This window comes from Azospirillum sp., from assembly GCF_035627195.1.
GTDB lineage: Bacteria > Pseudomonadota > Alphaproteobacteria > Azospirillales > Azospirillaceae > Azospirillum.
In genome coordinates this window covers 1-13,637 of record NZ_DASPMG010000312.1, presented here as the reverse complement: position 1 = coordinate 13,637, position 13,637 = coordinate 1, and the positions used below count along the sequence as shown (strand labels likewise).

11 protein-coding genes are annotated in these 13,637 nt (G+C 71.0%); 7 read left to right on the top strand and 4 right to left on the bottom strand.

Going from position 1 to position 13,637, the window contains the following annotated elements:
* From VED21_RS28205 to VED21_RS28190, 4 genes are all read left to right on the top strand, one after another.
* On the top strand, positions 1-573 hold a 573-nt coding region (locus VED21_RS28205; RefSeq protein WP_324888371.1), incomplete at its 5' end, for a CDP-alcohol phosphatidyltransferase family protein.
* Positions 570-1,667, top strand: a complete 1,098-nt coding sequence (locus VED21_RS28200) for an AI-2E family transporter (protein WP_324888369.1) — start codon at positions 570-572, stop codon at positions 1,665-1,667. The genes VED21_RS28205 and VED21_RS28200, both read left to right, overlap by 4 nt.
* On the top strand, positions 1,664-2,353 hold the full coding sequence (locus VED21_RS28195) for an HdaA/DnaA family protein (protein ID WP_324888367.1): 690 nt from the start codon (positions 1,664-1,666) through the stop codon (positions 2,351-2,353). Before VED21_RS28200 ends, VED21_RS28195 begins: the two co-directional genes overlap by 4 nt.
* Before the next feature lie 3 nt (positions 2,354-2,356).
* A complete protein-coding gene (locus VED21_RS28190) occupies positions 2,357-3,139 on the top strand; it encodes an SDR family oxidoreductase (protein WP_324888365.1) in 783 nt (260 codons plus the stop codon).
* Between the two features lie 3 nt (positions 3,140-3,142).
* On the opposite strand, the gene VED21_RS28185 is transcribed toward VED21_RS28190, so the two are convergent.
* The 3 genes from VED21_RS28185 to VED21_RS28175 all read right to left on the bottom strand — a co-directional run bounded on the left by VED21_RS28185 (position 3,143) and on the right by VED21_RS28175 (position 6,850).
* The gene (locus VED21_RS28185; protein WP_324888363.1) at positions 3,143-4,567 is read right to left on the bottom strand and encodes a DHA2 family efflux MFS transporter permease subunit; all 1,425 of its coding nucleotides are present in this window, start codon (positions 4,565-4,567) and stop codon (positions 3,143-3,145) included.
* Between the two features lie 162 nt (positions 4,568-4,729).
* Entirely contained in the window at positions 4,730-6,298 is a 1,569-nt protein-coding gene (locus VED21_RS28180; protein WP_324888361.1) for a CHAD domain-containing protein, read from the bottom strand.
* Between the two features lie 27 nt (positions 6,299-6,325).
* Positions 6,326-6,850, bottom strand: a complete 525-nt coding sequence (locus VED21_RS28175; RefSeq protein ID WP_324888359.1) for a histidine phosphatase family protein — start codon at positions 6,848-6,850, stop codon at positions 6,326-6,328.
* 205 nt (positions 6,851-7,055) lie between these two features.
* Here VED21_RS28175 and VED21_RS28170 point away from each other — a divergent pair, with 205 nt between their 5' ends.
* Both VED21_RS28170 and VED21_RS28165 read left to right on the top strand, forming a co-directional pair.
* Positions 7,056-9,218, top strand: a complete 2,163-nt coding sequence (locus tag VED21_RS28170) for an RNA degradosome polyphosphate kinase (protein WP_324888357.1) — start codon at positions 7,056-7,058, stop codon at positions 9,216-9,218.
* A 15-nt stretch (positions 9,219-9,233) separates the two neighbouring features.
* Positions 9,234-10,778 carry a Ppx/GppA family phosphatase gene (locus VED21_RS28165; protein ID WP_324888355.1) on the top strand — a complete coding sequence of 515 codons (1,545 nt, stop codon included), beginning with the start codon at positions 9,234-9,236 and terminating at the stop codon, positions 10,776-10,778.
* A gap of 69 nt (positions 10,779-10,847) precedes the next feature.
* Here the strand turns inward: VED21_RS28165 and aspS are convergent, their stop codons facing one another.
* Positions 10,848-12,662, bottom strand: a complete 1,815-nt coding sequence (aspS, locus tag VED21_RS28160) for an aspartate--tRNA ligase (protein WP_324888353.1) — start codon at positions 12,660-12,662, stop codon at positions 10,848-10,850.
* Between the two features lie 159 nt (positions 12,663-12,821).
* On the opposite strand from aspS, the gene rnd reads away from it, so the two are divergent.
* On the top strand, positions 12,822-13,637 hold an 816-nt coding region (gene rnd / locus VED21_RS28155; RefSeq protein WP_324888351.1), incomplete at its 3' end, for a ribonuclease D.

Below are 13,637 nucleotides of genomic sequence, written 5' to 3'. Positions count from 1 at the left end.
AACGGTGCGCCGGTGAGCATCCCCAACATCATCACGTTCGGCCGCATCCTGGCGGTGCCGCTCGCGGTCTACCTGATCCTGTCCGGGGAGCTGGGGTGGTCGTTCTGGCTGTTCGTCGCCGCCGGCATCTCCGATGCGGTGGACGGCGCCATCGCCCGCATGTTCAGCTCGCGCACGGTGCTGGGCGCCTACCTCGACCCGATCGCCGACAAGGCGCTGCTGGTCAGCGTCTACGTGGCGCTGGGGCACGTGGGCGAACTGCCGCTGTGGCTGGTTATCCTGGTGGTGTTCCGCGACATCATGATCGTCGGCGCCTTCATGCTGGCCTACGCGCTGCGCGAACCGCTGGCCATGCAGCCGCTGTCCATCTCCAAGCTGAACACGGCGGTGCAGATCGCGCTGGCCGCGGCTGTGCTGGCGCCGGCCGGCCTGGACGTGCCGGAGTTCCTGGTGGGCGGCTACCCGCTGGTCACCGTGCTGGTCTACACCGTGGCGGCGACGACGGTGCTGTCCGGCGTCGGCTACCTGGGACGCGGGCGCTCGCTGTTCGACCGGCACGGAGGGGTGTCGTGAATCCGGCCAAGCAGCTCCGCTTCTGGCTGGTCGGGCTGGCGCTGTTCGCGCTGGGCCTGTGGATCCTGGCGGGGATGCTGCTGCCCTTCGTCGCCGGCCTCGCCATCGCCTATTTCCTGGATCCCCTGGTCGACCGGGCGGAGCGCTGGGGTCTGCCGCGCTGGCTGGGCACGGTGCTGGTGCTGCTGTCCTTCGTGCTGGTCGCCGTGTCGTTCCTGCTGCTCCTGCTGCCGCTGGTGCAGGCGCAGGCCTCGCTGCTGATCGAAACGCTGCCGCACTACGCCCAGGTGATGCGCGAGCGCGTGCTGCCGGCCATCGACCGTCTCGTCCACCGCCTGTCGCCGGAGGACGTGGAGCGGCTGCGCAGCGCCGCCGGCTCCTACGCGGGGGAGGCGGTGAGCTGGATCGGCCGGGTGCTGCGCGGCATCCTGTCGGGCGGGCTGGCGCTGTTCGACGTGTTCTCGGTGCTGTTCATCACGCCGGTGGTGGCCTTCTACCTGCTGCGCGACTGGGACCGCATGATGACGGCGGTGGACAGCTGGCTGCCCCGCCAGCACCTGACCACCATCCGCGCCCAGGCGCGCGAGGTGGACCGCACGCTGGCCGGATTCGTGCGCGGACAGGCCATGGTGTGCCTGGCGCTGGGCGCCTTCTACGCGCTGGGGCTGTCGGTGGCGGGGCTGAACTTCGGGCTGGTGGTCGGGCTGTTGTCGGGGGTGCTGTCGTTCATCCCCTACGTCGGCACGCTGTTCGGGTTCGTGACCTCCACCGGGCTGGCCTTCCTGCAGTTCGACGAGCTGTGGCGCGTCGGGCTGGTGGTGGCGATCTTCGTGATCGGCCAGATGGTCGAAGGCAACGTGCTGACGCCCAAGATGGTGGGCGACAAGGTCGGCCTGCACCCGGTGTGGGTGATGTTCGCCCTGCTGGCCGGCGGCAGCCTGTTCGGATTCGTCGGCGTGCTGCTGGGCGTGCCGGTGGCGGCCGTCATCGGCGTGCTGATCCGCTTCGCCCTGCGCCAGTACATGGGCAGCGCCTACTACCGCGGCGAATCGGCCGTGGTGCTGGAACACGTGCCGCCGGCGGAGCGGCCATGACCGATGCCGCGCAACTGCCGCTGGACCTCGCCTTCCGCCCGGCCATGGGCGGTCAGGACTTCCTGGTGGCGCCCAGCAACCAGGACGCCATCGCATGGCTGGACCGCTGGCCGGCGTGGCCGGCCCCGGCGCTGACCATCCACGGGCCGGCGGGCTGCGGCAAGACGCACCTCGCGCACGTCTGGCGGGCGCGCAGCGGCGCCCCGCTGGTGACGGCGGAGCAGCTTCCCGCCGCCGATCTGCCGGCGCTGCTGGCCCGCACCCGTGCCGTCGCCGTGGACGACGCCGACAAGGTGGCCGGGAAGGCGGAGCGGGAGGAGGCGCTGTTCCACCTCTACAACCTCGCCCGCGACGCCGGGGGCACGCTGCTGTTGCTGGCGCGCAAGGCGCCGTCGCGCTGGCGCGTGCGGCTGCCCGACCTGCGCTCGCGCATCAAGGGCGCGCCGGCCGTGGGCGTGGCGCCGCCCGACGACGCGTTGCTGGCCGCCGTGCTGGTCAAGCTGTTCGCCGACCGCCAGCTGATGCCGGGGCAGGAGGTGGTGGCCTACCTGCTGGCGCGCATGGAACGCTCGCTGGACGCCGCGCGGCGGATCGTCGCGGCCATCGACCGCGCGTCGCTGGCGGCGCACCGCCGGATCACCGTGCCGCTCGTGCGCGGGGTGTTGAACGACATCGGGGAGGGATAGGCCATGGACATGGGAATCGCCGGGCGCCGCGCGCTCGTCTGCGCCGCCAGCAAGGGGCTGGGCAAGGCCTGCGCGCTGGCGCTGGCGCGCGAGGGCGTGCACGTCACCATCACCGCGCGGGGCTCGCAAGCGCTGGAGGCCACGGCCGAGGAAATCCGCCGGGCGACCGGCGTGACCGTCACCGCCGTGGCCGGCGACATCACGACAGAGGAGGGGCGCGCGGCGGCGCTGGCGGCCTGCCCCGACCCGGACATCCTGGTCAACAACGCCGGCGGGCCGCCGCCGGGCGACTTCCGCGACTGGGACCGCGACGACTGGCTGAAGGCCATCGACGCCAACATGCTGACGCCGATCTTCCTCATCAAGGCCACCGTGGACGGCATGATCGCGCGGAAGTTCGGGCGCATCGTCACCATCACCTCCGGTCAGGTGAAGGCGCCGAACATCCCGACCCTGGGCCTCTCCACCGGCGCGCGCTCCGGCTACACCGGCTTTTCGGCGGTGGTGGCGCGGCAGGTGGCGAAGCACAACGTGACGATCAACAACCTGCTGCCCGGCGCCTTCGCCACCGACCGCCTGAACGCCACGCTGGCCTCCGCCGCCAAGGCCGCCGGCCGCACGGTGGAGGAGGAGGTGGCGCGCCGCGCCGCCGCCACCCCGGCCGGCCGCATCGGCGACCCGGACGAATTCGGCGCCATGTGCGCCTTCCTGTGCTCCGCCCAGGCTGGCTTCGTCACCGGGCAGAACATCATGTTGGACGGCGGCGCCTATCCGGGCGTGTTCTGACTGTCACTCCGCCGGCTGGGTCTGCCGCCGGTGGCCGCTGATCCCCGCCCCGGCCTCGGCCGGCAGCGGCAGGAAGAACAGCGCCGAGACCATGGCCAGCGCCCCCACCGCCGCGAAGGCGGGGTCAAAGTCGGCCGGAGTCAGCGGGCCGCCGCCGTTCCAGCCCTGCGTCAGATGCAGCGCCAGGGCGCCGGTCGCGACACCCAGGGTGAGCGACAGCTGCTGCATCACGGCGGCCAGCGTGCTGGCGCGGCTCACCCGCTCCGCCTCGATGTCGGCGTAGGCCAGCGTGTTGACGCCGGTGAATTGGAGCGAGCGGAAGAAGCCGCCGACCAGCAGCGTCGCCAGGATCACCATGTGCGGCGTCTCCGGCGTGAACAGCGCGTAGCTGGTCATGATCGCCCCGCTCAGCACGGCGTTGCCCACCAGCAGCCGGCGGAAGCCGAAGCGGCGCAGCAGCGGCCCGGCCAGCGCCTTCATGGTCAAGGCGCCCACGGCACTCGCGAAGGTCAGCGCCCCCGATTCGAAGGGCGTCAGCCCGAAGCCCAGCTGGAACAGCAGCGGCAGCAGCAACGGCACCGCGCCGATGCCCATGCGGAACAGCGTGCCGCCCGCCACCGACGCGGCGAAGGTCGGCACGCGCAGCAGGGTGGGATCGAGGATTGGCCGCGCCTGCCGCCGCGCGTGGCGGACGTAAAGCCACACGCAGACGGCGGCCGTGGCGGCGATGGCGCCCAGCAGCCCCGGTGGCAGCAGGCCGCGCCCGACGTTCTCCAGCGCGAACATCAGCCCGGCCAGCCCGGCGCCGCTGAGCAGCAGGCCGCGCACGTCCAGCGGCCCGGCGTCCGGCTCCCGCACGTCGGGGATGACACGCAGCGCCAGCACGAGGCCGATCAGGCCGACCGGGACGTTGATGAAGAAGATCCACCGCCACGACGCGTAGGTGGCGATGAAGCCGCCGACCAGCGGCCCGAGCGCCGGCCCGATCAGGGCCGGCATGGTGACGAAGCTCATGGCCCGCACCAGCTGGTCCTTCGGCACCGTGCGCAGGATCGCCAGCCGGCCGACCGGCACCATCATGGCGCCGCCCATGCCCTGCACGATGCGGGCACCCACCAGCATCGGCAGGTCCTGCGCCAGCCCGCACAGGATGGACCCGGTGGTGAACACCGCGATAGCGGCGGCGAAGACGCGGCGCGTGCCGAAGCGGTCGGCCATCCAGCCGGACACCGGCAGGAACACCGCAAGGCTCAGCATGTAGGCGGTGAGTGCTGCGGACAGGCGCAGCGGATCTTCCCCCAGCGACCGGGCGATGTCCGGCAGCGCCGTGGCGATGACGGTCGAGTCGAGGTTCTCCATGAAGAGCGCGCAGGCGACGATCAGCGGCACGGCCGCGAACGCGCGCCCGGCGGGAGGGTCCGTGGGCATGGCAAGCCGTGGAAGTGAGGCGCGGGGCTGTCCGGAATGTGGTAACCGCGCCCGCACCCTCGCAGTCCCGCCGGTTGGACCACAGCCATGCGCCGCACGCAAGGGACGGGCCGACGCAGGCCATTCATACGCATAGGTATGAGCGGGGGAGGAGGCACCAATCTACGAGGCTGGGCCCCAGAACGGCGGCGCGTCCTTGAATGCCTTCCACAGCGCGGGCAGTGCCCGGTGCCGCTGCGCCGCCCGCTTGCCCAGCCACTTGGCGGTGGGACGCGCGCCGGGGGCGTCCACGCTGGCGAGGCGGCCGGCGGCCACGGTGGCGTCGTGCGCGGCGTCCAGCGCCTCAAGCAGGGCGTCCAGCGTGGCCCCGTAGGCGCGCGCGGATGCCGGCGGGTAGAGGCCGCGGAAGAACTCGACGGTGTAGTTCAGGCGGCGCAGACGGCGGCGCAGCCGCTCCCGCCCGGCCTCGTCGAGCGTGCCGGCGTCCCGGCCGGCCTTGCGGGCGCGGGCGTGCAGGTCGGTCAGCCATGGGCCGGCAAGCTCGCTCATCGGCCGGTCGAGAACCGCCTTCGCGGCGGCGTCGGCGTGCCAGCGGCCGTCCTCCAGCCACGTGGCGAGGCGCAACACCACGCCGGTGCAGCGCGGCGCCCGGATGGCGGCAACGGCCTTGTCCAGCGGCGCACGGCGGGCGTCGTGCGCGGCGCCGGTCAGGCTTTCGGCCGCGGCCGGGGCGCCGGGCGCCAGCAGGGCGGCCAGCAGCACGTCCCATTCGCGCGCGGCGCGCAGCCGGCTGGCGAGGCGGCGCAGGTCGCGCCGGAAGCCGTCCGCGGCTTCCGCCCCGACGAGCGGGCCGAAGAGCCGCAGCGCGGTGCGCAGGCGCCGCAAGGCGACGCGGATCTGGTGCAGCCCCTCCGTGTCGCCACGGGCCAGCGCGCAGGCCTCGTTTGCCAGCAGGTGGCGCAGCGCATGGCGCACGATGTGCCGGAACGCCTCCGCCACCGTGGTGAGGGGCGACAGCGCCAGCGGTTCCGGCAGCACCGGGGCGGGCGTGCGGCCGGTGACGAGGCGGTAGCCGACCTCCGCCTTGTTCTCGGTGCCGATGCGCACGGGCACGGCGTCCTGCAGCGCCAGCGCCAGTTCGAACAGGCGGCTGGCGCGGCCGGACTTCAACTCCAGTTCCACTTCCGAGATGGGCTCGGCAACCGGGCCGGCCTGCACGCGGCCCTCGTCCACGGCCACCTCCACGGTGGTGAGCGAGTCGAGGCGGACGAGGAGGGTGGTGCGCCGCAGGTCGGTTTCGAAGATGACACCCAGCGACTCGCGCGCGTCCGTCGGGATCAGCGCGCCGCCCCCGCCGGCGTCGAGCAGGGCGAAGTCCGGCGCGTGGCCGGGCAGCGGGCTTTCCCATTCCTGGCGCACGGCGATGGCCGCCGAATCGCCGGCCGCTTCAGCGCCCATGGTCTTCACGCCCTGGACGCGCGCGCCGTTCTTGTGGCGGATGCGCAGCGCCACGCCGCGCGCGAACAGGCGCAGGTCCGGCGTGTCGTAATAGACGGTGCGCACGGCGCGGGTGACCGCCGGCCCCTCCGCCCGGGCGGCCAGCGCCGGCAGCGTCAGCACGCGCGGCAGGTCGCGCGCGTCCACGTGCAGCTTCAGCTCCACCTCCCGCGCGCCGGAGGCGGGCGGGGCAGGGGTGGTGGTGCTGGGCACGGTGGACGTCATCTGCGGCATGGGGGCTCTATAGCCCACGCCACGCCCTCAGTCCAACGCGCGCGGGCGCACGAAATCGGCCAGCCGCCCCGTGCCCGGCGCCACGTCGTGCCAGCGCGCCGCGTCGAAGGCGATGATGGCGCAGGCACCGGTGGGGAACTTCTCCGTCAGGTGGGCGCGGGCCTGCGGCTCCCCCTCGATCACCAGGGAGGTGGCGAGGTGGTGCAGGTCCGGGTTGTGGGCCACCAGCATCAGCGTGTGCACGCTGTCCGGCACGTCGCGGATGCGCGCCAACAGGACGCGCGGCCCGCACAGGTACAGGCCGCGCTCGCGCTCCACCGGGATGCCCGCCTCGCCGCCGCTGATCTCCGCCAGCACGAGGTCCAGCGTGTCGGAGGCGCGTCGCGCGGTGGAGCATAGGATCAGCTCCGGCCGCACGCCCCGTTCGTCCAGGTAGCGGCCGATGCGGGTGGCGGCGTGCTCGCCGCGCGGGGCCAGCGGCCGGTCGTGGTCGGCGACCCCGCCGTCGTCCCAGGCCGATTTGGCGTGGCGCAGCAGATACAGCGTCTTCATCGTCCGCCTCCCCGGTGTGCGGCGCCCACCCTAACCCGGATCGCCGGCCGCGGGAATTGCGCCAAAGGGCCACGGGGGTGGGGCGGACATTCCGCGTGCCTGAAGCCGGATTGGCCGGTTAATATAGCGCTGTCGCAAATCCGTAACGGGAAAGGGCTAGAGTGACCGCCCTTTTTCCCCGCCCGCCCAAACAGCGAGGTCGCCCGTGACCGACGTCCAGGACATCGACGCCCATTCCCATGAAGCCGGCCTTATCGAGGCCGACAACCCCGACCGCTTCATCAACCGCGAGCTGTCCTGGCTGGCGTTCAACCAGCGCGTCCTGGAGGAGGCGTCGAACCCCAGCCATCCGCTGCTGGAGCGGCTGCGCTTCCTCTCCATCTCGGCGTCGAACCTGGACGAGTTCTACATGGTGCGCGTCGCCGGCCTGAAGGGGCAGGTGGCGGCCGGCGTGAAGGAGTTGAGCGCGGAAGGGCTGACGCCCGCCCAGCAGCTCAACGCCGTCAACCAGCGCATCATCGAGTTGATGAGCGACCAGCAGTCCATGTGGCGCCAGCTGAAGCGGGAGCTGCGCGACGCCGGCATCGCCGTGGTCGACCCGGACGAGCTGACGGAGGCCGAGCGGGCGTGGCTGGAGGCCAAGTTCCTCGACGACATCTTCCCGATTCTCACGCCCATCGCCGTCGACCCGGCGCACCCGTTCCCGTTCATCCCGAACCTGGGCTTCTCGCTGGCGCTGCAGCTGCACGACCTGGAGAAGGGTACGCACCTGGACGCGCTGGTGCCGCTGCCGGCCCAGCTCGACCGCTTCATCCGCCTGCCGGGTTCCGACATCCGCTTCATCCAGTTGGAGAAGGCGGTCCTCACCTTCATCGACAAGCTGTTCCCTCCGTTCCAGGTGAAGGCGCACGGCGTCTTCCGCATCCTGCGCGACAGCGAGATCGAAATCGAGGAAGAGGCGGAAGACCTGGTCCGCACCTTCGAAAGCGCGCTCAAGCGCCGCCGCCGTGGCAGCGTCATCCGGCTGGCCGTCGACACCGGCATGGCCGCCGACCTGCGCGAGTTCCTGCGCCACGAACTGGGCGTGGCCAGCGACGACGTGTTCGTGCTGGACGGCCTCATCGGCCTGACCGACACCAAGCTGCTGATCGTGGACGAGCGGCCGGACCTCGTCTTCCGCCCGTTCAACGCCCGCTTCCCCGAGCGCATCCGCGACTTCGGCGGCGACTGCTTCGCCGCCATCCGCCACAAGGACATCGTGGTGCACCACCCGTACGAGAGCTTCGACGTGGTGGTCCAGTTCGTGCGGCAGGCGGCGCGCGACCCGCAGGTGGTGGCGATCAAGCAGACGCTCTACCGCACCTCCAAGGACAGCCCGATCGTCGCCGCGCTGATCGAGGCGGCGGAGGCCGGCAAGTCGGTGACGGCACTGGTGGAGCTGAAGGCGCGCTTCGACGAGGAGGCCAACATCCGCTGGGCCCGCGACCTGGAGCGTGCGGGCGCCCAGGTGGTCTACGGCTTCGTCGACCTGAAGACGCACGCCAAGGTGTCGCTGGTGGTGCGGCGCGAGAACAAGGCACTGCGCAGCTACGTGCACTTCGGCACCGGCAACTACCACCCGATCACGGCGAAGATCTACACCGACCTGTCGTTCTTCACCTGCGACCCGGCGCTGTGCCACGACGCCGCCGTCATGTTCAACTTCATGACCGGCTACGCCACGCCGAAGAAGCTGGAGAAGATCGCCATCGCGCCGATCACGCTGCGCTCGCGGCTGGTCGAGATGATCGACGCGGAGATCGCCAACGCCAAGGCCGGCAAGCCGTCCGGCATCTGGGTCAAGCTCAACTCGTTGGTGGACGCCGGCATCATCGACAAGCTCTACCAGGCCAGTCAGGCCGGCGTGACGGTCGATCTGGTGATTCGCGGCATCTGCTGCCTGCGGCCGGGCATCAAGGGCCTGTCGGAGAACATCCGGGTGCGCTCCATCGTCGGGCGCTTCCTGGAGCACGGGCGCGTCATCTGCTTCGCCAACGGCCACAAGCTGCCCAGCCCGCACGCCAAACTCTTCATCTCCTCGGCCGACTGGATGCCGCGCAACCTCGACCGCCGGATCGAGACGCTGGTCCCCGTCGAGAACCCGACGGTGCACGAGCAGATCCTGGACCAGATCATGGTCGCCAACCTGAAGGACGAGGCGAACAGCTGGATCCTCGGCCCCGACGGCGCCTACCATCGCGTGAAGCGCGGCAGTGACCCGTTCAGCGTGCACAACTACTTCATGACGAACCCCAGCCTGTCCGGCCGCGGCTCCGCCCTGTCCACCAAGCGCACGCCGCCGCGCCTGCGCCTGAAGTCGCTGTCATAAGCCATGGTGGCGCCCATGCCCCGCAAAGCGTCCGAACGTTCCGCCGCCGCCCAGCCTCTGGCTCTTGAGCCTCCGGCCCTGGATCCAAAGGCGGAGCGCCTAGCCGTCATCGACATCGGCTCCAATTCCATCCGCCTCGTCGTCTACGACGCGCTGAAGCGGGCGCCGCTGCCGGTGTTCAACGAGAAGGTGCTGTGCGGCCTGGGCCGCGGGGTCGAGAAGGACGGCCAGCTCAACCCGGCCGGCGTCGAGTTGGCGCTGCAGAACCTGGAGCGGTTCCGCGGTCTGATCGACGGCATGCGGATCTCCCGCCTGGACGTGCTGGCGACGGCCGCCGTGCGCGACGCGCGCAACGGCGAATCCTTCGTGGAGCGCGTGCGGGCGCGCACCGGATTCACCATGCGCGTCATCAGCGGCGAGGAGGAGGCGCGCCTGTCCGCCATGGGCGTGCTGTCCGGCACGCCGGGTGCGGACGGCCTCGTCGGCGACCTGGGCGGCGGCAGCCTGGAGTTGGTCGGCCTCGACCACGGCGCGCTGGGGCCTCAGGTGACGCTGCCGCTGGGGCCGCTGCGCCTGATGGAATCGGGCGCCTCGCGCGACCTGACGCGCACCATCGACAAGCACCTGGAGAAGCTGCCCTGGCTGCCCCAGGCCAAGGGGCGCTGCTTCTACCCGGTGGGCGGCAGCTGGCGGGCGCTGGCCAAGCTGCACATGGAGAAGCAGCGCCATCCGCTGCACATCATCCACCACTACACCATCGCCGCCGACGAGGCGCGCGAGTTCGCGGCCCTGGTCGGCCGGCAGAGCAAGTCGTCGCTGGAGAAGCTGTCCGGCTCCCGCCGCCGCATCGAGACGCTGCCCTACGCCGCGCTGGTGCTGGAACGGGTGTTGCGCATGGCGCAGCCGGCGCGCGTGGTGTTCTCCGCCTACGGCCTGCGCGAGGGGCACCTGCATTCCCTGCTGACGGCGGACCAGCAGGCGCAGGACCCGCTGCTGGCGGCGTGCGACGACTGGTCGTCGCGCTTCGGGCGGTTCGGTGACGCCACGCTGCTGGTGGCCTGGACCGGCGGCCTGTTCGCCGGCGAGGACGAGCGTGCACGGGTGCTGCGCCACGCCGGCTGCCTGCTGTCGGACGTCGGCTGGGCGGAGCACCCGGACTACCGCGCCGACCACGCCTTCCGCCGCATCCTGCACTTCCCGTTCCCCGGCGTGGATCATGCCGAGCGGGTGTTCCTGGCACTGGCCGGCTTTGCCCGCTACGCCGGTACCATCGACGGCCCGCTGACCGCCGAAGTGCGGCCGCTGGTGTCGGACGCGCAGGCGAAGAAGGCGCTGGTTCTGGGGCTGGCGCTGCGTCTGGCGCACACCCTGTCGGGCGGGGCGCCGGGGCTGCTGCGGCAGACGACGCTGAAGCTGGGTGGCGAGACGCTGGCCCTGACCCTGCCGGACGAAGCCGCGGCCCTTTACGGCGAGGTGGTGCAGCGCCGCCTGGACGCGCTGGCCAAGGCGCTCGGCCGCCGCGGCGAGATCGTCACGCCCCGGCCCCTGGCGGCGGCGTAAAAACAGCGGCGGCGTAAAAACAAAAGCCCCTCTCCCTTGCGGGAGAGGGGCTTTTGCGTTGCAGCCGCTTTACTGCGGCGCCGCGACCTTCGGCTTGGGCAGGTCGAGCTTGAGGTGCAGCTCCTTCAGGCGCGCCTGATCCACCGGGGCGGGGGCCTGCATCAGCAGGTCCTCGGCGCGCTGGTTCAGCGGGAAGGCGATGACCTCGCGAATGTTCGGCTCGTCGGCCAGCAGCATGACCATGCGGTCGATGCCGGGGGCCGAGCCGCCGTGCGGCGGGGCGCCCAGCTTGAACGCGCTCAGCATGCCGCCGAACCGCGCCTCCAGCTCCTCGGGCGGGTAGCCGGCGATGGCGAAGGCCTTGTACATCACTTCCGGCAGATGGTTCCGGATGGCGCCGGAGGACAGCTCCACGCCGTTGCAGACGATGTCGTACTGGTAGGCCTTGATGTCCAGCGGGTTCATCTCCTCCAGCGCCTTCAGGCCGCCCTGCGGCATGGAGAAGGGGTTGTGCGAGAAGATGACCTGGCCGGTCGTCTCGTCCAGCTCGTACATCGGGAAGTCGACGATCCAGCAGAAGCGGAAGGCGTTCTTCTCGATGAGGTCCAGCTCCTGGCCCAGCTTGGTGCGCGCCTGACCGGCCAGCTTGGCCGCCGGGCCCGGCTGGTCGCAGACGAAGAACACCGCGTCGCCGTCCTCCAGCCCAACCAGCTCACGCAAGGCCGCCTGGGCGGCCTCCGGCACGAACTTGGCGATCGGGCCCTTGCCGCCGCCAGCCTCGAAGATGATGTAGCCCAGGCCCGGCGCGCCCAGCTCCTTGGCCCAGTCGTTCAGCTTGTCGAAGAAGCTGCGCGGCCGGTCGGAGACCTTGGGTGCCCGGATCGCACGCACCACGCCGCCCTTGTCGACGGTGGAGCGGAAGGCGCGGAACTCCACGTCGTCGCGCTTGAACACCTCGGTCACGTCGGTGATCAGCAGCGGGTTGCGCAGGTCCGGCTTGTCGGAGCCGTACTTCAGCATCGCCTCGTCGAAGGGGATGCGGCGGAACGGGTAGGAGTCCACTTCCGGCTTCGTCTCGCGGCGGAAGGCGCCGAACTCGTCGAAGATGCCGTGCAGCACCGGCTCGATGGAGGCGAACACGTCGTCCTGCGTGACGTAGCTCATCTCGAAGTCGAGCTGGTAGAACTCGCCCGGCGAGCGGTCGGCGCGCGCATCCTCGTCGCGGAAGCAGGGGGCGATCTGGAAGTAGCGGTCGAAGCCGGCGACCATCAGCAGCTGCTTGAACTGCTGCGGCGCCTGCGGCAGGGCGTAGAACTTGCCGGGATGGTTGCGCGACGGCACCAGATAGTCGCGCGCACCCTCCGGCGAGGAGGCGGTGAGGATCGGCGTCTGGAACTCGGTGAAGCCCTGCTCGATCATGCGGCGGCGCACCGAGGCGATGACCTTGGAGCGCAGGATGATGTTCTCGTGGATGCGCTCGCGCCGCAGGTCGAGGAAGCGGTAGCGAAGGCGCACCTCCTCACCCGTGTCGGCCTCCTGGTTGACCGGCATCGGCAGCGTCTCGGCCTCGCTCTGGACCGTCAGCTCCTGGATCTGCACCTCGACGCGGCCAGTCGCCATCTTGTCGTTGATGGTCTCCGGCGTGCGCTTGACCACCTTGCCCGTGATGGTGATGACGGACTCCAGGCGCAGCCGGTCGGCCGTGGCGAAGTCGGCCTTGGAGTTGTCGATCACGCACTGCGTGATGCCGTAGTGGTCGCGCAGGTCGATGAACAGGAGCTGCCCGTGGTCGCGCTTGCGGTTGATCCAGCCCGACAGGCGGACGGTGGAACCGGCATCCTCTTCACGAAGCTGGCCGCAGGTGTGGGAGCGATAGGGGTGCATGGGTCGAGCTGCCTTGAGAGTCTATGGTCACGCGCGCGGACGCGGAATGGCCCGACACACCACACCGGGAAGGGCGGAATGTCAAGCCGTCCGCAGCTTATACGGACCTTTGACTCTTGGCGGCTTTTCCCCCGGCGCGTGCTCGTGTATGAAGCCCGCATGACACTCATCACCACGACCTCCGAGCTGGACGCGTTCTGCCGCGGCCTCGCCGGTGCCGACTACATCACCGTCGACACCGAATTCCTGCGCGAGAAGACCTACTACCCGCAGCTCTGCCTGATCCAGGTGGCGGGGCCCGACGGCGCGGTCGCTATCGACCCGCTGGCCGAGGGCATCGACCTGACCTCGCTGCTGGACGTGCTGGTCGACCCCAACGTGCTGAAGGTGTTCCACGCCGCGCGCCAGGACGTGGAGATCTTCTTCCACCTGACCGGCAAGATCCCGCACCCGCTGTTCGACACGCAGGTCGCCGCCATGGTCTGCGGCTTCGGCGAGAGTGTCGGGTACGAGACGCTGGTCACCAAGCTGGCCGGGGCGCGCATCGACAAGTCCAGCCGCTTCACCGACTGGTCGGCCCGTCCGCTGACCGAGCGGCAGCTGACCTACGCCCTGTCGGACGTCATCCACCTGCGCCCCGCCTTCGAGAAGCTGCGCAAGCGCCTGAACCGCACCGGTCGCGCCCACTGGCTGGAGGAGGAGATGGCGGTGCTGACGAACCCGGCCACCTACACGGTGGAGCCGGACACGTCGTGGCAGCGCCTGAAGGTGCGCACCAACAAGCCGCGCTTCATGGCCATCCTCAAGGAGCTGGCGGCGTGGCGTGAGCGCGAGGCGCAGCGGCGCGACCTGCCGCGCTCGCGCGTGCTGCGCGACGAGGCGCTCCTGGAGATCGCCGCGCACGCGCCGACCACCGTCGACGACCTCGCCCGCACGCGCGGCATGGGGCGCGGATTCGCCGAGGGCAAGCAGGGG

Coding starts and splice junctions, on each gene's coding strand:
- VED21_RS28165 (WP_324888355.1), top strand. CDS start 9,234: ATGCCCCGCAAAGCGTCCGAACGTTCCGCCGCCGCCCAGCCTCTGGCT.
- VED21_RS28185 (WP_324888363.1), bottom strand. CDS start 4,567: ATGCCCACGGACCCTCCCGCCGGGCGCGCGTTCGCGGCCGTGCCGCTG.
- VED21_RS28195 (WP_324888367.1), top strand. CDS start 1,664: ATGACCGATGCCGCGCAACTGCCGCTGGACCTCGCCTTCCGCCCGGCC.
- VED21_RS28175 (WP_324888359.1), bottom strand. CDS start 6,850: ATGAAGACGCTGTATCTGCTGCGCCACGCCAAATCGGCCTGGGACGAC.
- aspS (WP_324888353.1), bottom strand. CDS start 12,662: ATGCACCCCTATCGCTCCCACACCTGCGGCCAGCTTCGTGAAGAGGAT.
- VED21_RS28180 (WP_324888361.1), bottom strand. CDS start 6,298: ATGCCGCAGATGACGTCCACCGTGCCCAGCACCACCACCCCTGCCCCG.
- VED21_RS28190 (WP_324888365.1), top strand. CDS start 2,357: ATGGACATGGGAATCGCCGGGCGCCGCGCGCTCGTCTGCGCCGCCAGC.